This window comes from Nocardia sp. NPDC003963 (genome assembly GCF_053605105.1).
In genome coordinates this window covers 1-19,963 of the sequence record NZ_JBSGIP010000072.1, presented here as the reverse complement: position 1 = coordinate 19,963, position 19,963 = coordinate 1, and the positions used below count along the sequence as shown (strand labels likewise).

Sequence of the window (19,963 nt, the reverse complement as noted above, 5' to 3'; positions counted from 1 at the left end):
CCCACGCTGATGATCATTCTCGACGAGTTCGCCGAACTGCTGGAGCAGCACCCGACCTTCTCGAAACTGTTCGTCGCCATCGGCCGCCTGGGCCGCTCGCTGCGCATCCACCTGCTGCTGTCCTCGCAGAAGGTCCCGGCGAACCGGATGGGGGAGCTCGAAGCCCACCTGTCCTACCGGATCGCGTTGCGTACTAACCAGACCAGCGACTCTCGCGACGCCATCGGCACCGCGGACGCCTACCACCTGCCGAAGAAGCCGGGCTCCGGATATCTGCGGGTGGGCGCGGGCGATCTGCAGCGTTTCCAGGCGGCCTACGTCGGCGGGCCGTACACCGAGCCGCCGCAGCCGGCCGTGCCCGGCGTCCAGCGCATCCGGCGACCCAGTGGTGGGTACCGCCCACCACAGAGGTTCACGGCCGGCGATATCGCCGAGACACAACCGGTGCAGGTGGCCGAGCCGGGGTCGGCACTCGAACCGCAGGACACCGACAGCGAGCCCGCGAGTGTGATGGAGACGGTGCTGCAGCAGTTCGCGCGGCACGGTCGCCCGGCCCACAAGATGTGGCTGCCGCCGCTGGGCGTTCCGCCTACGCTGGACCGGCTGATCACAACGGTCGGCTCCGGTAATCTCGTGCTGCCGTGGGCGATTGCGGACAATCCGCGTCAGCAGCGCCAGGACATCTGGTCGGTGGATCTCTCCGGTGCGGGCGGTCACGTCGCAGTCGTGGGCGGGCCACAGTCCGGCAAATCCACGGCGCTGCAGACGCTCATCCTGTCGGCCGCGCTGACCCATACGCCGGAGCAGGTGCAGTTCTACTGCTTCGACTTCTCCGGCGGCCTCTCGACCCTGCGCACCTTGCCGCATGTGGGTGCGGTGGCCACGGCGCGCGATACTGATCGGATCCGGCGGACGTTCGCGCTGATCCGGAATCTGGTCGCATCCCGGCAGGCACTGTTCGATCAGCTGGAGATCAACTCCATGCGTGAATTCCGCCGGCGTCGGGGTACGCAGCAAGGAACCGCGGAACTGTCGGCCCGCGGTGACGAGCACGGCGATGTCTTCGTAGTCGTGGACGGCTGGGATATCGGGTTCGCCGTCAACGGCCCGTACTACGACGAGTACATGCCGACTATGGAGATGGTCGCCCTGCAGGGCCTCAACTACGGTGTGCACCTGGTGATCAGTAGTTCTCGCTGGGTCGGGATCAGGCCGGCGATCAAGGATCTGATCCAGACCCGCCTGGAGATGCGGCTCGGTGATCTCACCGATACGGCGTTCAACACCCACCGCGCTGTGGTGGCCGCGGTGCCGCCGAACCGTCCCGGCCGCTGTGTCTCGAGCGATGCTTTCCATATGCTCACCGCCCTGCCCCGCATCGACGGCAATGGTGACGCGGATACCGTGGCTGCCGGGCTGAATGCGGCGATCTCCGAGGTGAGTCGGAACTACTCGGGCCGGCGCGCACCAGAAGTCCGGCTGTTGCCGGCTGTGGTCGGCATCGCTGAGATTACTGCCGAACGGCCTCGACCGAATACCCTGGCCGAGCGACTGTCGCTGCCGTTCGGCGTCCGGGAATCAGATCTCGGTGCAGCGACGGTCGATTTCGCTACTTCGACCCACTTCATCGTGCTCGGATCGACGGGTTCGGGTAAGTCCACTGTTCTTGCCACTCTCATGAGATCTGTCCGGGAACAATTGGGCCCGGCGCATGCCCGAGTTCTGCTTGTCGACTACCGTCGACGCCATCTCCAAGCAGTACCGGAAGATATGCTTATCGGATACGCATCCAGCGGGGAGGATGTTCGTGCGGCTATGCCCGGGCTCCTCGACAAACTTCGGTCCCGCCGGCCGCCACGTTCGATTACACCGGCCGAGCTCACCGCGCGCTCATGGTGGAACGGCCCGGAAATATTTATATGCATAGACGATTATCACATGATCGCACCACGTGGTGGCATCAACCCGCTCGAAGCGCTGCGAGAAGTGATAGTCGACAGTCGTGATACAGGACTCCATATCGTCGTGGCTCGCAACATTGCTCAGGCAGAAACGGCTTTGTACGACAATGTAATCGGGCAGATCAGGAATATGAGCTCTTCCGGTATTATTTTGGATGGACCCAAGAATGCGGGTCCTTTGATCGGTGAGGTGAGGCCTGGGAAACAGCCTGTCGGCCGCGGAATATATGTCGAGCCGTTGATGTCGCGAAAGGACCTCGTACAGGTCGCGCAACCGGAGGGTGACTATCCCGACTGATGGCCGTTGTGGCCTGAGGTTCAATCCAGGAGGTAAAAGTCATGTCACCGCAACCCTACAGTGGATCTCCCGAAGAATTGAGGGTATTCAAGGATAAGTTCATCGATCATGTTTCGCTCATGGATGGCCACAGGGCTACATTGGAGACCATCAAGCTAGATTTCGGAGTGCAGGTGAAGGAGAATTCGTCGACGGGGACGGCAATTCAGCGTGTCCTCGGGGACGCGATCTATGCGGGAAATGAGCTGCGTGCCATATTGTTCGATGCCGCTTTCGCGCTCGGGGCGACCGCGGCAGATGTCGAAGCGATGGACGAACTCAATGCGCAGGATCTTCGATCGGGAAACTTCAACTACGATTTCACATAAACATCCGTTGATATCGGAAATGTGAGAGGGTTCGGTTATGTATGCAAACTTTGAAGCTGTTGATGATTTGGTCTCCGCTACTCGTGCGATGGTGGAGCAGATGCGAGCGGATGAGTCGGAGAGGAGTGCGCTCGTCAACCTGGTTTCGGAGGTTTTCACGGGAAGCGCTGGAACTGCGAACTATGAATTCCAACAGAGGTTTTCCGCAAGGCTCAACAATTATAATGACGCACTGAACAACGTGGATAAGGCGATCAGCGGGGCGGTTGGTGTCGGCGGTACCTGGGATAGCGCTGATAGGGCGGCGGCCGCTCGCTTCATGGAGGAGGAAAAATATAGGTGACCTGTTGTGAGTGGCCGGGAGTGTCCTCTCCCGGCTCTCATGCAGTCGGGTGCTGCAATCGCCGAACTACCGTGTTCGTCGTCGGCAGTCGCGTGGCCCACTACGAAAAACGCCGTGCACGTACGCCTTCTGGCAGCGGACACCGAGCTTGTCCGGTGTCCGCTGCCAGAAGGCGTAACCATCGGAACCGCTGGGCGTACGGGCTCGCGGGCGAGTAGATCCGCCGCAGACCTAGCATTGCCTACAATTCGTCAAGGCTGACGTCGAGTCGATTATCGACCCTGGAGCTCGAAGCCCGGCCGAGCTTGTCGAATTCGATCACCAGGATTCGGCCGAGAATATCGGCCGGCTGTTCGTCCCTGGGAATCAGCCGCAGTACCGCATCGATGGGATCGGTCGGCGTCGAGTCGTCGGCGGGAACATGGGTGGGGTCGGGTTCGAACCGGCCGGCTTCGCCGGCTCTGTGCACGGTAGGGAGCTCACTGGTTCCAGCGACAGGCTCTGCTGGTCGGTCGCGACCTCTTCCCCGATCGCCATGAGCCGGTACCATCCGCAATGTTCTATGCTGGTGCATCGATCGTCACCGAGGCAGTGGGCTGGTCCGAGATCTGCGTAGTCGCATCATCGGATCTGGGGACCGGAGGTGGTGGTTCGATACCCGGCGGATGCATGAATCCCATCCAGGATCCGAAATCGCCTTCCTGATCCGCCATCTCGGGAGAGAACGGTTGCAATGTTGCGTTCACCACAACTTCCAGCGGATTGGCTGCCTCGTCTCCCCACACAACGACCAGAGCGGTGCGTCTCTGCCAGAGGGCAACGTCTCCCGTTATCAGCTGACTCGGACCGATGCGGTCATCCGGATGGCCGTCGACACGGTCGCCGCTCTCGCGCTGTGTGACCCGCCACTGCGCCGGAGTGCCCTCATATGCTCCGTGCGCGTCTGTCGCGGATTGTGCGGCGAAGGCCTGTGTCAGAGCCTTGTAGACCGTTTCGGAAACCCACTGCTCGTGATTGCCCGGGAACCTGTACAAGCGTCCTTCTGTGCCACGTGCTTGGTCCCCGGGCGGTCGGCCGACAGGAGACGGTGCACTGACAGCGGTCGATGGACCAGGGGATGGCGTCGCGCCCGGCTGGGCACCAATGGTGGTTTGGTTTCCGGCTGTCGTCGGCGGGACGGCTGCGGTGGCGACCCTCGGGGGGGCGGGCTGGGCAGGTCCCGTTGCGGAATATGAGCCGGAATCCCGGTCGACGGCGCCGCGTGAGTTGTTCACCTCACCGCCGCCGTTCAACCGATTGAGCATATCGGACCACAGCATCGGCGAGGGCCCGTAGGCCGCCTGATTGCCGGCCCACGGCTGAGGGGTGTTGGCGCCGTAGCCATTCGGATCCTCATACCAGGGAATCCGCGAACTGTCATCGGTATCGCTTGTGTTCAGGTCGCCGCCGATGTCGCTTGTGTTCAGGTCGCGGCCGGTATCGCTTGTGTTCAGGTCGCCGCCGATGTCGCTTGTGTTCAGGTCGCGGCCGGTATCGCTTGTGTTCAGGTCGCCGCCGATGTCGCTTCCGGTACCGTGGTTTGCATTGTCCTCGGGGAAGGGGGCGAATGCCCCTGGCCCCGCAGGCTGATCATCCCGATTATCGGCGCCGTCGTCCTGGTCGACCTGACCCCCGCCCTCCTCGGCCACGGCTTCTTGCAGTTCCCCGATCCTGGCATCCAACTCTTCACGCATTTGCTCCTGAGAGCGGGTCAGCTCTTCCATCGCCTGGGCGTAGTATTCGGCGCCGCCCAGGACCTCGTCTTCCAATGCGATGGCTTCGTTGAGAGCGCCTGATAAACACTCCATGAATTCGATATCGCCACCCTGGAAATTCGTCATCGCAAGGTTAAATACTTCGATAAGTTCGGTGATGTGCCGGCGAAATCTACCTATATTGAGACTGGACCCTTCGGCGACTTCCGCTGCGCTCTGCAGTGCCTGCGTGAAGTCTGCACCAAAACTATTAAGGCTATCGACGGCCGACGAGTATCCGTCGACTCCGCTTTCGTCTGCCGGGACGAACGGTGGTATCGGCCGGACCTCGAGCGCCTCTCGCTGCCCGTTGCCGCTGTTCTCCCAGTTCATGCTGAGGAAGGAAGCGAACGTGTCGCTGTTCGGAACGGCCATTATGCATACCAATCCTTCAATGGCTGGGACACGTCACAGGGTTGGAGAAGGGACCCGTTGCCCAGGGGCTGGCCGATGAACGGGCCGGTTGTAGAGGGCACATAGTCGCCCGCAAACGATACTGCGACTGTCTCGGTTTCGGACCCCGGGCCTGGGATTTCCGACCTGTCAGTCTTTTCTGGGCCTGTGAGGATGTGGCGGAGACGGGTAGCCGCCTCCGCACCCGGCTCGATCGATGCTGATCGTTGTGCCCTGCTTGCCGCGGCCTCGCCAGCGTCGTTGACAGCAGCCCGGTGTGTCGAAAGCGCCCGGGTTTGCCTGCCGACGCGGCCGACCGTCATTTGACCGTCCAGGTTGTTGGAGAGGGCGACCTCTGTGGTGCCATCACTGCTGAATCCATCGGTATCGCACTGGGTGCCGACAGCGAATAGTGCACTTCCTGGGAGACCGCCTACAACCCCGTCGACAAGTGGGGCAACAACTCGAACTACCGTACCCATGTGGATATGGTGACAGTGTCGGCCGGGCCGGCGACCGCGCTTCCGATATAGCCCCAACTCATACCAACCTCGATTGTCTCAGCTGAAGGCGACGTTCAGCCGCACCGGTGTTCGCTTTCCCATTCGAACCCCATCGGTGCGCGGCGGCAAGAAGTTCCAGCCGAACATTGAGAACTCCTTCAGATCTCGAGCGGAGGGCCAGGCGGTACAAGACCCGTGAATCTTATCGAATTTCAGAAATATTTCAGACGCCTGGGCCGGTGTACGCGATAGTCTTCGGGCAGACACCGCTGCAATACATTGCGCGACTACTTTTCCCGGGTGGCGCAGGGCGTGACGAAGTGGGAGGGAACCCGACAATGACTGCGCCGAACGTACTGAATGTCGATCCGGAGACCCTGCGTCGGCTTGCATTGCAGCACGAGGAAGCGGCGCAGGAGATCGCGGTATGGGCTCGGATCCCCACGCGATGGCTGGCGGAGTTCGACGACGGCTACGGGAGGTTCTCATTTGTCGTTCGGCAGGCAATGGAGATCTTTTTCGAATCTCGCAGGGCGGCCGGTAACGCGCTGGCCGAGAAACACACCCGGATCGCCACCCTGCTCCGTGCCTCAGCGGACAACTACGAACGGGTCGATCAACTCGGTGCCGCGAGGATCCGGTCTGTGGACTTCTCTGATCCGGTTACGCCGCAGCAATATTCAGGCACGACACCCGATCTCGGGGCGAGTCGGGACGATCGAGCGCAGCGGTCGAGCAACTCGGGTGGCCCGCCTCTACCGCAGCGCACCGGGAGGCTCGACGGCACCCAACCGCCCCGGATTCCATCGCTGACGGGTATCGGCGAATCCCCGGCAGACGGGACGGATGTACCCGACCGGGGCTCACCGGCAACGGAGCTCAGTGACAGTTCCGGACCGGTCAGCCGCAGGGACGGTGAACCGAGCCCCCATGTCGGTAGCGCGTCCTCGCCACCGACCGTGGCTTCTGCGGCGAATACTCCGGCCAGGGGTCCAACAGTCGGGTCCTCTCCCGGCCGGTCTGTGTCGACCAGCCCGCGATCTGTCGGGCCCGTGACTCCACCAGTACTTTCCGTAACCCAGGAAGCCTCGCTGATCCAGCCGGTGACTCCGTTCGCGGTGGCGGTATCCGCGGAAAGGGCCAAGAAACAGTCGTCATCCATGTCGTCCGGCCCAGCGGATACGGATCTCGTCATCGCCAGGACTCTGCTGGGGGCAGTTCTGGCGGCTGGGGACCGTTCGGTTGCTCAACCGGCGTGGGCTGTGTCGGTTATGCGAGGTCTGGTGGGTGCGAGAATCTTCATCACATCGAACGAGGGCCGCGGTTGGCTGCCGACGGGGTTGTATCTGCCCAGCGAAGTTTCGACGCCGTGGATGTGGGATCACCTGCTGGATACCGGCGGCACAGGAGTATCGCCGGGGTGGGAGGGGATTCGCGACCCTGCTCGCATTCTCGGGGAGTTCGGAAACATCTGGGGGCCGCAGGTCGGCACCGGGCTGACAGCGCTCGTCTCATCCGAGCCGATTCCGCCGAGTGTGCGCTCGATAGTCGCGGGCGCCCGAACCGAACAACTGGTGCAACCCTCCTCTGACCCCGACCTGCGCATTCCCGGCCCCGATACGGTAGACCGACTGGGTCTCACAGGCTCGACGCAATCGCTGCAGAACCTCGCGGCAATCCCGGATTCGCATATCCGCGGCAGGCAGATCGAGCTGGCCGTGCACGCACACCAACACACCGCGAAGGCCGGAACCCGCCCGATCGAAGCAGCGGATATACCAGGACTGCGCGACCGAATCCTCGCCTACGTCCAAGCCGGCGTCGAGGTGCCGGCATCGTGGTGGGATGAGCTGCGCGAGGTGGATAGTCAGTTGTCGGCGATATCGATGGGGCCCGTCGCGGCCGGGATCACCGCGCCGGGATCCGCCCCGCAACAGTTGCGCGCCCGCGGTGCGTACTTCGAACGCCGGAGCAATGAAATCGTGCTGATGCTGGCAGCCGACCCGACACGGCAGACCCTTCGTGACAGTGTCTACGCGCATCGGGAGATCGTGAACCATCCGATGTTCGTCCGGGGGCGGTCGATGGTGTCTGCGACTACTGATGATCGTCCTCGGCGTGTTGCGGGGGCCGGTACCGGCGGGATCGTATCCGCGACCGGTTCCTCGGGTCCGCTGGCCGGCCAGGGTTACGGTGTTTCCGGCACGTGATCGGACTGGTGCCGGTTCTCGCGCATGGGGTGGGAGCATCATCGGTGCGAGTTGAATATGTCGAGGTGCTGTGGTGTTCATGGGATTGTGGTGGTTGGTTTCGGTGTCGACGTGCAGTGACCGCAGGTGATAGCGACGATTTGATTCGGGGGCCGAAGGAGACCCGGCGCATGAGACTGTGCCCGGGAGAGTGACTGTTCGATCGGTTGCGTTACCCAGATCGTGGCGGTGTATCGCGTTCGGTGTCGATCACGACAGTGTGAGTACGAGTTTGCCATTGAGGTTTCGGCCCAGCAGCCTGCCGAAGGCGGCGTGGGGCTCGGCCCATGGCGCGATCTCGACTACTTGTGGATCGAGCCTGCCAGCGGCTACCAAACGGAGCAGGCATCCCAGGTCTGTGGCAGCGCAGGAGCGACCGAGCGACTCGAGCAGATACATCGGGGATAACGTGATACTCGGGTGACTGGGGCCCCAATCACCCGGAAGGGTCGATGGGAGGCCGCTCGAGTTCCCGAAACTGATGGCTGCACCGCCAACCGTCAAGGCTGCGGTCAATACGTCGCCGCCGACACTGTCGAGCACCACGTCCGGCCGTTGCTCTGGAATATCGCTGTACATGATCACGGTATCGGCACCCAGGTCGAGTAAACCTTCTCCGTGTTCGGGGTCACCGACGGCGGCGACCACACGTGCCCCGACCAGTGACGCGATCTGCACAATGTACCGGCCGACACCGCCTCCCGCTCCGGTGACGAGAACGGTGCTGTCCAAAAGCCATCCGACCTTGCGTAGCACATGCAGGGCTGTGAGACCCGCGGTCGGCAGCGCCGCGGCATCGCTGAAGCCGACCCCAGCGGGTAGGGTTGCCACCTTGTCTGTCGAGATGGCCACATACTCTGCCCATCCGGTGGAATCCGCGATCGCGACAACCCGTGTCCCGTCGGCCGGCCCACTCCCATCCAATGCTGGTGCCGACACCGTTCCCGCCATGTCCCAGCCGATCCGGCTACCTTTCGGGCGCGACCCCGCATTGCGCAATTCGCCCGGGTTGACGCCGCATGCTTCGACCTGGATGACCAGTTCACCGGCGCTGGGAAGCGGCTCCTGCAACTCGGTCAACCGGACGATCTCGCGGTCATTTCCCGTGGTTACCATTGCTTTCACCGCGCACCACCGAGCCGGACGGGAGGATGCCCATCCTCCGGCCCGCACTGGACCGGCCGCAGTTCCATCCGTACATCCGCCCTGGTGGTCGGCCGGCGCTCCGAATAGAGCGAAGTCAACGGATTCGCAGAGGATTTCCGCGTTGAACCGGACTCCGGGGCCGGGGCTGTTTTTCGCCGCCGAGAACCATCCGGCAGGGCCGGTCGACAACTGGAGCGGCAGATAGGTCGGCACTCCCTGTTCACCACTTCGACCGGAAGCGATGACGACATAATTCGAAATTCACGCATTCGAGATGGTTCGCTCCGCTCGGTTCTCGTTATGTTGGTTCCGATGCAGGTCGACTCGAAGGACCGTATCCGTCTCGATACCGGAAACAACTCGACCACAGCGAGGACTGCACATCCCCATAAGCCCCCGAAACCTCGACGAAGCTGGATGATCTCAGCCGAAGACCACCCCTGGCCGTAGTACTCCGATGGCTCGTTCATTCGATCCCTTCCGATAGGTCAGGGGCAATCGATTCGGCCAGAAATTCAGAGCTCGTTCAGGTTTCGAGCTGGAGGAGATGGTCCGCGCCGGGGCACGCCACTGTGCGCGACCTTCTGGAACCTTACAGGTGTTCGGGGCCGCGGCATGTGAGAGTTCTGTCTCTCCCTATGCTGAACGACGTTGTGCCACTGTGTATCAGAGATGTGAAGCGCTGGGCTTGTCGAGGCGGACCTCGAGAGATCCGATACTGGCTACGTCGAATACTGAGTGTCGATACGCTGCGCCGTCTTGCGTTGCAGCGCGAGGAATCGACGCAGGTGATCGTTGTGCATGCTCGGATCTCCCCGCGATGGCCGGCGGAGTTGGAAGACGGCTGCGGGAGGAACTTGCTGGATATGCGGCCGGCAGTTGAAATGCGCTGCCAATCTCGGGGCCGCCGGGTTCTCTCCCGACTCGCCTTACGCGGCGGGCTCCGATTTCAGAGTTTTTTCAGACTGAAGTTGATTGTTCGACAAGCCGAGCCGGCCGTACAGTTCTCCGTAACGACGTGTGCGTGTGACCTGTTGAAGGGCCAGATCAGACGTTGGGTACGGCCTGATCTGGTCCACTGGTCACACAACGGACGAGTCCGGCATTTCGGAATTGCGAGAGGAGTGTCTGTGACCGTGCCCGGCTTCGTTGTTCCCCTGAGTGAATCACACGTGTGCGGTCATCGGCAGCGTGCTGATGACCGCGAACGAGGGAAGAACCCATCGACACCTCTCGATCGAGTTCAACGATCGCCTCGGCGACCACACGCACCCGCGCCACGAGCAGCGCCGAGGTGCCGTTGCGTGACCACCGTCAGAAACGGTTGTGGACTGTTTTCCACGGCCCGTGCCGTTCGGGCAGATCCCGCCCGCCACCCCGGTCTCGGCCTTGTAGAGCATCGCGTTCAGGATCCGCCGGTCATCGCCCGCGGGCGGCCTTCTGCCCCCGGAGGCCGCCAACAACGGTTCGATCGCGCGCCACTGTTGCTCGGTCAACTCATGTCTACGCGCCACGACCACACGTCGAATCAAACCTGCACCTCGACCGCGCAGGCTTTGAGGAGGCTCTCCAGGGCGCCGACAAAGAGGTACCAGCGGTGCCGGTATTGGTCGATGCCATTGAAAGTCATATCCCGCCGGCAACAATCGATCGGACCGACCACTTCCCAGCGGCATCACCGACGTCAGTGCAAGAGATATTTCTGGCAAGCCGCGCAGCCGGTGAGGATATGAGTTGATCAGCGAGGAAATGTGAGAGAGATCCACCCGGATGTAGGTGCCGCGCTCGGCATTGCTCGGGAATTGCGGAATCGCATTGCCGATGTGCGCGAGCGAGCTGACAGTATCGCTGCGCGGCGCCCCTCGCCGAGCGGTTTGGTCATTCCCGAGGTCGACGCTATGGGTCGGCTGTCAGACCTGTATCTGGCTCCTGGGACGTGCTATCGGTTCGATAGTCGTGGGTTGGTCGCTGAGATCATGTCGGCCATCGCTGAGAGTACCGAGGACGCCCGCCGACAATACGACATAGCCATGAACAACGGAAACAGTCTTCCGCGACCCCTGGCAGCTGTTCATTCAGAATTGGTGAGGAAGAGGGGGCAGGTCCAGGAGACTCCTCATCGAGGGATCGTAACAAAGAACCCGAGATGAGCCGGCGCGGAGGAATCAACCACGCATGCATTACATAGATATCGCACCCGCGCAGCTGATCGCAACCGCTATGCAGCACGACCTGATCGCTACGAACATCCGTAAGTGGGGAGTAGTACCTCATGCATGGCTTGCGGAATTTCAGCCTGCCTACGGCACGATTGCCGAGCCGGTCCGGGCGGCTCTGGTGGCCTACTACGATCGACGCCACGCCCATGCAGATCGTCTCGCCGCAAAGCATGAGCGCACCCGAGACGAATTGATCGCGGCGGCAAGAGCGCTGGAAGATGCTGATCAGTCCGGGGGGAGCCGGATAGTCCAGGCAGGCGCCCAGGATGACTCGGCTGTGTCGATTGACTCGGTCGGCGCGTCGCCAAATCCCGCGATGCCGATGGTCGTCGGCCTGGATATGCCTACGCTGGACGACAACCAGCCTGATCAGCCGGTCGTTTCTGAACCCGATGTTACGGGCGTGCACGGTGGGGCCGGGGGCCTCGACCAGGCGCCTCTGGTGCCTACCGCATCGCTGTCCCCGATTTACAACACCGCGCATGTCGAAGACGCCGTGCCGACCAGGACAACACCGCTGCCGCCTGGTGCCCTTCAGGCCGATGCATCCCCCATGCCGGGAAGCCCAACGATTGGCATATCCAGTGCCCCGAGTACCCCCACAGTGCCGGGCCCGTTCACGCTGCCAGTCCACTCCAGCGGCGCTGGTGCGACTCGTGAGCTGCCGGCACCACTGGCCGTAGGACCGTTCATTGCGGCGGCGCGCGCGGGCGACAACAGGCAGGCGCTACCGTCATTGACTGTCGGCGCGCGGATCGAAGATGACTTGATGCTCGCCCGCACATTGCTCGCCGCGACTCTCGCTGCCGTTGCTGGGTCGGCGCTCGGCCTGGAATGGGCGGTGGCGGTGGGGCGGACGCCTGTCGGGCCCGTAGTTGTACTCACCTCCACCGAAGGTCGCGGCTGGCTGCCTGCGGGTCTCCACTTGCCATCGGAGGTCACCCTCCCCTCGAGGTGGGACTCCATCCTCAGCGCCGCTGATCGGCGTGCACTCGCTACGTTCGAGGGCAATACCGACCCCGCACGGATCCTCGCCGAGTTCGTGGCGATGGTGGCCGACCACTATAGGAATGTGCGGATGAGCGCCCTGGTCTCCTCGGCTGAGATCCCCAACGATACTCGCTCTTTCGTGGGCGCCGCTGTCGCCGTCGAGGACCGAGTGACCGCAGCCGAGTCTGCCGTCGACCTCACCTCTGGCGGAATCGGCCTGGTCGACCGGCTCGGCCTCACCGCCTCTGACGAAGTACTGCGCCGAGTGGCAACAGTCCCCGAGATGGAGATTCGGGACACTTGCCTCGAGCTGGCGCGGGTGGCGGATAGAGGGGCTCGCGCCGCCGCCCCCAGCGCCGACGAGGGGATCGCAATCCGGCGTGCATGGCGGCGACGGATCCTCGATGCACTGCACACCAGTCGAGTCGTCCCGGCGGGTTGGTGGGACCGAATACCTGCTACCTATGGCATGACGGCTGCGAAGCAACCAGCGCGAGTGGATATATCCCCCACTCCTATCGGTATTCGCCCTGCGGTGGCTGGCGCATACTCGCTGCCCAATATGTTTTTCGAGCGTCGAGCCGACGAACTGTTACTCACGTTCTCTCAGGGTGAACCCGACCGGCAGAGCTTGCGTGACGCTTTCTATACATATGACCAGATCGTTGGTCATCCACTGTTCTCGGCGGGAGCAGTGCAGACGGTCAATACCAACCCTATGGCCGGTCCTGGCGCCCCGGTTTCCTCCAGCACTGTTGGATTCGGCACCCCAGGCCCCAGCTCCGTACCTATCGGTTTCACCCACGGTGGCTCGGCGATCCGTCGACGAGTCGCTGAACGGGTTATGACACCCGAAAGCTCCAGCGAGCAAGGGATAGCCCAGTGAGCAACGTGGACGACGCCGTCGATTTGATCGAACGCCACTATGCAGATCCTGGGATTTTGGCGTGGGACCCAGAAGGGTTCCAGGACAACCAAGCCAGAGAATCGCTCGACGCGCTGGTCGAATTATTGGATTCGAACGCCTCTTCGAACGAGTTCGAAGAGGCGTTCGACAGGCTGTCACCCACGCTACGCGAAACTCTTGCCGAAACAGCAGAGCGCCAAGGCCTCAACGAAAGGGATGAATACAGGAATATCGTCCACGCGCTGTCCACTGGTGACCCCAGCGGCGTCGGCAACGATGAGAGCGAGGAAGGGGACGAGGTAAGCGAGCCGAAGTTCGAAGGCAGTTACGGATTCGAATTCCTGCCCCCCGAGGAAGACTCTCTGCATTGGGTCGACCTATACGTGCCGAAAGGCGCCAGCCGAGCGCTGAGATCGCTCATCAAGGACATGGAGTTCACCATGCAGAAAGGATTCGACACACTCGGCGCCCGTAATCCCGAGGCTGCACCCGACTTCACCAATCTACTCGAAGGCGAACAGGTCACAACCACGGAGGGTTGGTCGCGCGCTCGAAGCGCTCACGCCGATCTACAGGAGCAGTTGGACCGGAGGCAGCAGAACTACGCCGATACGAACACACAAATCGATGGCTATACCGAGGACTCCAGGATAGAAAAAGATGCCATCTTCAGAAAGCTCGTGAGAATCAAGGACGATCTCAACGAAAAGCTCCAGTTCGAGTTTCCGGTAGGGAGGCGGGACGGTGACGAAATTACCTACCGGCAGAGAGACCCAGATAACTCCTATACAGATCTTGTTGTCTACAGGCAGTATGGAGATTCGGGCAATTTCTACCTAACTCCCGAGGCAGAGCAGCAGTTCTATGTAAGGCATCTGGACAGGGCTGCCGAGAAGTGGGAGAGGGAGTACGTCAAGGCCGTTGAGAAGTTCCAAAGGAATGCGGAAGCGATCGACAGTCATGAAGATGCTGGTCCTGGTGGGGGTGAAGAAGGAGATGGTAGCCCTGGTGAGGGCGAAGGATCTGCCGGTGTTCCTTCGGGGCCGGGCGACCCTTGGGTCGATCCGGCCGCAGGTGGCCGCTACGTGCCACAAGGTGCTACCACGGCCGAGGGACCAGGTCCCAGTTCCAGTCCTGTGCTCGATGATTCACTCGCAGGGCTCACAGATGGCGCCGATTCAAATGGTTCTGACGCAATCCTGGGCGGCGAGCTCGGTGATTCGACATCTCCTGTGGACCTCAGTTCTTCGGCAGAGGACGAATTGCAGGGTGGCTCCGCCGCTGGGGCCAGGACTGACGTTTCGGCGGGCGCTGTTGCACCCCCAATGAACAGTAGTGGCGTGGACATGTTGGGGCCGATCATGGCGGCCAGCGTCATATCGCAAATAGGGAACCAAATGAACCGCCCTCCGTCTGATAACCGGGATAGCTCCGAGCGAGATACGCGAGAGTCCCAGCGGCAGAACGACCGGAGCCGCGCGGTACCTTCGCCCCCCTCCAGCCCTCCTGTTCAGGCGCCCCCTTCAGGGGGGTCGGCACCGGTAGAGAATGGCACGCTACCTCCCGTGACAACGCCGGGAAGTACGGCCGCGCAGGCCCCGGCGATCACAGAGGCTCTACATCGGCTGAAGCAGAACACCAACATGGATGCGGCAGCCGCCTACCGAGGAACCGCAGGTGAGGACACTACGAACGCACCGTGGGCGACGGTTGACGAGGTCGCCCGGTTGCAGACGGGCGATGTTGTCGAGTGGGACAAGAACGGGGAGAAGCGCTACGGGTTGATCATCAAGAACCAAGACGGTCTGTTCGTCATGGACCAGGGTCAGCTCGTTCCATTGGACCCGAACAATCCAGCACTCACCCAAAAGTACGGAGAATTCACGGGGCGTTACCTTCATCCGACCGGTCTGGATCAGACCGGCCCTGGTACCGTAGCACCTCCGCCGGCAGTCGTCGGCGCATCAGCACAGCCCGCCGTCCCGCCACCCGTTTCGCCCCCGCAGGTCTGAGCCGGCCAGCGCTCCACAAAGAACGCAACTGTTCCAGATCAAGGGGCGGGCAACGAGAAGCCCGGATCGTGTGCACCAAAGCGATTGACCGAGCTGTCGCTCGGTTGACCCGGCGCAGACAATCGTGGACTGTATGTCAACGACAGATATGCTGACCTTAGGTAAACAGATGCACTTGGTGGTCCAACCCCGAAATCCAGCTTCAGACGTATTCGCCGCGGTAGCAGGGACTGCTGCACGAGTAGGTGACATCTGATCTGTGGTGCCATGCGGCACTGCTGGAAGGATGGACACCGTGCCCAAGCCTTATCCCAAGGAGTTCCGTATGCCCATCATGCCGCTCTTTCGTACGGCGTGAACGGTGGTATCGGGACGACCCGAAGTGGCTCCCATGCTCCGGTGTCGGAGTTTCCCAGTTTCGCTCAGGGTGTCCGCCAGATTATCTTGGTTCAGCGAATATTATGCGTACCAATCCTTCAATTGCTGAGAAATGCTGTCCGGCTGGAACAGGAACCCATTACCTGGCTGCTTTCGAGCGAAGGGGCCGTCAACAGACTGGACGTAGCCGCCCACGTACGTGCCGGGGACCGTGGCCGGCACCCTCACCTCCGGTCCGCCGGTCGAGTCGGAAGGCGTATCACCAGGACTCGACCGGGAACGGTTCACGGTGGCGGCGCCCAGCCCGGTCAATAGCCCCCGACCGAGGCCCGGGCGGAATGCCAAACGCTCTTCGCTCTTCAGAGCGGCGTCACGCCAGCGCCCAGGTGCCAAAGTCGCAGCAGCACGATCAGTCGGGAACCTGAATGTCGCGTTCGGCCACCTGGATTCCGCACGTGCGCCCGCCTCCGCGATAGCGCGCCTTCCATCGATGAACGCGGACCGAGTGCTGCCGAAGAAAGCGACTTCGGGTAGATCGGCCGTGGCCGTTGCCTGCATCGCCGCATTGTCTCCCGCATTCTTGACACTTGTCTTTGCCCCGTTCTCGAAGCGTAGTGACGACCTGCGGAGAATCCCTGCTATCCCCGCCCCGCCTCCGCCGCCGATCGCGCCCAACATGCCAGCCTCCAAGACCCCTTCCGGGTCGAACCCGTCGGTCGCCAACTCCGCGAGAACGCTGCCCGCCATGGCTCCGGGTACCCCGCCCACTATCCCGCCCACCAGAGGTACTGCTGTTCGGATGAAGGTGTCCCCATCGGTGAAAGTCGCGGCCAACCCTTCGACTGCTCCACCGATGAAACTGCCGATACCCATAAGAATTCCATTCCGTCTGTTGCAGGCCGAGGTCGGCTCCGGTGCAGCAAGGTAACGAAATCATCTGACCCGATCCCATTGTCAGGCGAAAGTGCTTTCGCCTGAACTTCAGAACTCCTTTATCTTTCCGACTGTCCGAGGGGAACGGGTAGTCAAATACTCATAACGTCCTGATATTTCAGATCGCCATCGCTTACCTACGGGTAGTGTTGAAATCAACTGCTGCGTTCGATCGACCAGATCTCGATACACAGCGCGGAGCAACTCGAGCGCTGAAGGTCGGAGGATCCGCCGCGCCGCCCCTTGGCCGAGCGCGGCTGTGGGCTCGGTGCCGGGAATCGCAGACGCAGAACCAACCGACCCATACCTCCTGCTGTCGATCCGGTAGCCTCGCGGCGTGCCGCCGATCGAGACATGCCAGCCCCGGGATAGCACGGCCCGGAGGCAACAGCTCGGGACCCGCGACCGGGTCGTCAGCTATAACGTTCTCGGGGTGGCCGCCCACAGCGAATTCGTCCAATACTGCTCGCTCGGCATTCCAGCCCATTCCGGACCGGTCGAGCGATTCGGAATTCTCCAGCCCCGCTGGTGCCACTGCTATCGTCGGTCACCCGTGCCGGAAAACAACCGACAGATGAAACCCGGGCCACTTGCCCGCCTATGCACCCAGCGAGTACGAACGGTTTGCCGCAAGGTACGGCCGGTCGCGGGTCGCACTCAGCGGATATGGTCAACTGGGCTCACTACGGTCGCATTTCATCGGGACGCGGCGCCCAGGTAGACAAAGGGTTCGCCTGGGTGACCGATCCGAGGGCGGCACCGTTCGCGCTGTCGCCGGTTGTGGCGGACGGGAGGTGCAATGCTGGACCAACAGGGATTCGTCTCGTCAGTGCGTGGAGCGGAGTAATGCCAGCCGTTCCGCGGCAGGCGAGCCCGGCTCGGCGGTATAGACCACGAGCACCTGGTCCGAACATCCGGGAAGTTCCACGGAGTCGTAGGTCAGTGCGAACTCGCCGGCGAGCGGGTGGTCGAACTGTTTGATTCCGCTGCCTTTCCGTACAACAGTATGAAGCGGCCAGGTCTGCCGGAACTCCTCGCTCTGCTCCTCGAGATCGGCGATGAGCGCGATCAGCTCCGGATCGTCGGGGTGGCGGCCGAGGTCACGTCTCAGGTATCCGACAGCGTTGTTCACGGCGAGCTCGCGGTCGGGGTACAGACGGCTGACTTTCTCGTCGATCAGCACCAGTCGGGCCAGGTTGCGTTCTCGTGGCGCCAGCTCGCTGAAGTCGGTGATGAGCCGACACGCGAGGGTGTTCCACGCCAGGATCGCCATGCGCCGGCCGAGGACGAACGCGGGCGAGTCCAGTGCATCCATTATTCGTCGTAACCCGTCGTGCACCAGTTGCGCGGCCGCTGGAGGGGGGACGCTCGAGGTCGTACCGGCCAACTGGCGTAGATGATCGCGTTCGTCGGTATTGAGCCGCAACACGTCGGATATGGCTTCGAGCATCGTCGCGGAGACTCCTTCGGCCCGGCCCTGCTCGATCCGGATGTAGTAGTCGACGCTGATCGAGGCCAATTGCGCGAGCTCCTCGCGCCGCAGGCCGGCTACGCGCCGCCGTTGCGGGGTCCCCGGCAATCCGGCCTGCTCCGGTGCGATTCGGGCGCGCCGCGATTTGAGGAATTCGCCGATGTGAGGGTGCGTTGTCATACCGCCAACTATGTCCGTCGGATCGCGCGGCGTCCAGGGTGGTCCCGCTGGTCCGTAGGGTCGCCGTTCCAGTGGTAGGACTCGGCCTTGGTTATCCGTACCCGATGCAGACAGTGTGGGGGAGTCGTGCCACCTACCAGGAGTTACTGCGATGGACTTCTCACGCCGCGCCGCTCTGCGGAGTTCTGCGCTGATAGCCGGTGCCGGAATGGCGGGTTGCGGTTTCCCTCGCCCGTGCGCCTCGTCGCCGCCGGGCGGTTTCGCTCACAATGTAGAGGTCGTCGGCTTTTGCGACCTGGATGATCGACCCGGATTCAAAATGGCAGTCCGACGGTCCGGTGACCGCTGGTTTCTATATATGGGTCATTTCTGGCATTCCGGCTGGAGTATCGTCGAAGTCACCGATCCGGCACGGCCGGAGGTCGTGAACTTCATTCCGGGGCCGTCGAACACCTGGACTCTGCAGGTCGATCTTTCCGGAGATCTGATGGTTACGGCGTTGGAGCAGATATTTCCGAATTTCGGTGGTGACCCCGGTACTCGTTTCGAGGATGGCATCTACCTATGGGACATCGCCGACCCGGTGCAACCGCGCCTGGTCGGGCACTATCGCACAGGTGGAACCGGCACACACCGTAACCACTACCCCGGTGGGCGCTATGTCCACGTCGCGGCAGGATTGTCTGGTTACCGCGGCAATATCTACGTCATCGTCGATATCTCCGACCCGGCCGCGCCTTTCGAAGCCGGACGTTGGTGGGTGCCCGGCCAGCACCCCGACGACGGCGTACTCGATACTCCTGCGCTCGGGCCGCGGGATGGCCACCACGGTGCGCCGAGTCCGTGCTGCTCGGCGGGGCACGACGTGTCGCTGCACGGGCCGGCGTACTTGGAGGGCAGCCTCGCCTATCTGCCCTATGGTGCGGCCGGAATGATTATCCTGGACATCTCGAACGTGTCCCGTCCACGGCAGGTCGGTCAACTGTCCTTCAGCCCGCCCTTCCACTCCCGCTTCGGTGTGCACGGCGTGCTGCCGATACCGGAACGCGGAATCGCCTTCGTCAACTCCGAACACACGACCTATGCGGAGGGAGCCGCCCACCACGCGTCCATAGTGGATATCAGGGATCCCGCGAATCCGTATCTGCTGTCGCTGTTCCCCGAACCGGAACCACCGGCAGCGGCGCCATACTCGGACTTCGCAAGTCGCGGCGGCTGGCGGGGCCCGCACAATATCAACCATCACCAGCATCATCCCGATGTCGAGCGGCAAGGTGATCTGTTCTACATTGCCCACTTCAACGCCGGGCTTCGAATCTACGATGTCGCCAACAGGCACCTTGTGCGGGAAGTCGGTTATTTCATCCCGCCGGATCCGGTAAAACGCTACGGCCCGATGCCCGAGGGACGGCTGGTCGCGCAAACGGAGGATGTGGTCGTGGACAGTCGCGGTTACATCTATATCACCGACAAGAACCAGGGAATGTGGGTTCTACGCTATTCGGGGCCACGCTGATGCCCGATGGCGACGGGGGCCGGATAGAGCTCACCGTGGACTACTACATCGCGATCTCGCGGGGCCGGACCTTCTCGATACCCGGATGCAGGTCGAACCCGACGACCGGTGTGCAGCCGGATCTCGGCAGCTGGAGGCATTCGGCGGCCGACGGTGCACACCGGATCAGACGGGCGCCGAGATGTGCCTGCATCACCCGCCCGGGTCGGCCGGAACATCGCTCGGCATCGGACGAGCCCGGGGCTCTGGGGTCGATAGAGCTAGATCATTCTGCCATTGATGCCGTGAAGCACGGTATCGATG

Annotated in this window: 11 protein-coding genes; 7 read left to right on the top strand and 4 right to left on the bottom strand. The window is 62.3% G+C overall.

Features of this window, described 5'->3' with window-relative positions:
• The 3 genes from eccCb to ACWEWT_RS36985 form a co-directional block, all read left to right on the top strand.
• On the top strand, positions 1 to 2,259 hold a 2,259-nt coding region (gene eccCb, locus ACWEWT_RS36995; RefSeq protein WP_452565563.1), incomplete at its 5' end, for a type VII secretion protein EccCb.
• A 41-nt stretch (positions 2,260 to 2,300) separates the two neighbouring features.
• Positions 2,301 to 2,627, top strand: a complete 327-nt coding sequence (locus ACWEWT_RS36990) for a hypothetical protein (protein ID WP_452565562.1) — start codon at positions 2,301 to 2,303, stop codon at positions 2,625 to 2,627.
• Positions 2,628 to 2,664: 37 nt separating this feature from the next.
• The gene (locus tag ACWEWT_RS36985) at positions 2,665 to 2,970 is read left to right on the top strand and encodes a hypothetical protein (RefSeq protein ID WP_452565561.1); all 306 of its coding nucleotides are present in this window, start codon (positions 2,665 to 2,667) and stop codon (positions 2,968 to 2,970) included.
• Between the two features lie 241 nt (positions 2,971 to 3,211).
• Here ACWEWT_RS36985 and ACWEWT_RS36980 read toward each other — a convergent pair whose 3' ends face one another.
• Together ACWEWT_RS36980 and ACWEWT_RS36975 are read right to left on the bottom strand one after the other, a co-directional pair.
• Complete coding sequence (locus ACWEWT_RS36980; RefSeq protein WP_452565560.1) at positions 3,212 to 3,439, bottom strand: hypothetical protein; 228 nt, start codon at positions 3,437 to 3,439, stop codon at positions 3,212 to 3,214.
• Between the two features lie 91 nt (positions 3,440 to 3,530).
• On the bottom strand, positions 3,531 to 5,138 hold the full coding sequence (locus ACWEWT_RS36975; RefSeq protein WP_452565559.1) for a hypothetical protein: 1,608 nt from the start codon (positions 5,136 to 5,138) through the stop codon (positions 3,531 to 3,533).
• A gap of 607 nt (positions 5,139 to 5,745) precedes the next feature.
• Between ACWEWT_RS36975 and ACWEWT_RS36970 the strand changes: the two genes are divergently transcribed.
• Positions 5,746 to 7,869 (top strand): type VII secretion target, encoded by a 2,124-nt coding sequence (locus ACWEWT_RS36970; protein WP_452565558.1) that lies wholly within the window; start codon positions 5,746 to 5,748, stop codon positions 7,867 to 7,869.
• 249 nt (positions 7,870 to 8,118) lie between these two features.
• On the opposite strand, the gene ACWEWT_RS36965 is transcribed toward ACWEWT_RS36970, so the two are convergent.
• Positions 8,119 to 9,024, bottom strand: coding sequence for a zinc-binding dehydrogenase (locus ACWEWT_RS36965; protein ID WP_452565564.1), 906 nt, complete (start codon positions 9,022 to 9,024; stop codon positions 8,119 to 8,121).
• A 2,205-nt stretch (positions 9,025 to 11,229) separates the two neighbouring features.
• On the opposite strand from ACWEWT_RS36965, the gene ACWEWT_RS36960 reads away from it, so the two are divergent.
• Complete coding sequence (locus ACWEWT_RS36960) at positions 11,230 to 13,149, top strand: type VII secretion target (RefSeq protein ID WP_452565557.1); 1,920 nt, start codon at positions 11,230 to 11,232, stop codon at positions 13,147 to 13,149.
• A complete protein-coding gene (locus ACWEWT_RS36955) occupies positions 13,146 to 15,182 on the top strand; it encodes a hypothetical protein (RefSeq protein WP_452565556.1) in 2,037 nt (678 codons plus the stop codon). Before ACWEWT_RS36960 ends, ACWEWT_RS36955 begins: the two co-directional genes overlap by 4 nt.
• Before the next feature lie 2,137 nt (positions 15,183 to 17,319).
• On the opposite strand, the gene ACWEWT_RS36950 is transcribed toward ACWEWT_RS36955, so the two are convergent.
• Positions 17,320 to 18,144 carry a helix-turn-helix domain-containing protein gene (locus tag ACWEWT_RS36950; RefSeq protein ID WP_452565555.1) on the bottom strand — a complete coding sequence of 275 codons (825 nt, stop codon included), beginning with the start codon at positions 18,142 to 18,144 and terminating at the stop codon, positions 17,320 to 17,322.
• 424 nt (positions 18,145 to 18,568) lie between these two features.
• Between ACWEWT_RS36950 and ACWEWT_RS36945 the strand changes: the two genes are divergently transcribed.
• Positions 18,569 to 19,660 (top strand): LVIVD repeat-containing protein, encoded by a 1,092-nt coding sequence (locus ACWEWT_RS36945; protein ID WP_452565554.1) that lies wholly within the window; start codon positions 18,569 to 18,571, stop codon positions 19,658 to 19,660.
• The last annotated feature ends 303 nt before the right edge of the window (positions 19,661 to 19,963 follow it).

Excerpts from the sequence above, each read along its gene's own strand:
- ACWEWT_RS36990 (WP_452565562.1), top strand. The coding sequence starts at position 2,301 with ATGTCACCGCAACCCTACAGTGGATCTCCCGAAGAATTGAGGGTATTC.
- ACWEWT_RS36985 (WP_452565561.1), top strand. The coding sequence starts at position 2,665 with ATGTATGCAAACTTTGAAGCTGTTGATGATTTGGTCTCCGCTACTCGT.
- ACWEWT_RS36975 (WP_452565559.1), bottom strand. The coding sequence starts at position 5,138 with ATGGCCGTTCCGAACAGCGACACGTTCGCTTCCTTCCTCAGCATGAAC.
- ACWEWT_RS36965 (WP_452565564.1), bottom strand. The coding sequence starts at position 9,024 with ATGGTAACCACGGGAAATGACCGCGAGATCGTCCGGTTGACCGAGTTG.
- ACWEWT_RS36960 (WP_452565557.1), top strand. The coding sequence starts at position 11,230 with ATGCATTACATAGATATCGCACCCGCGCAGCTGATCGCAACCGCTATG.
- ACWEWT_RS36950 (WP_452565555.1), bottom strand. The coding sequence starts at position 18,144 with ATGACAACGCACCCTCACATCGGCGAATTCCTCAAATCGCGGCGCGCC.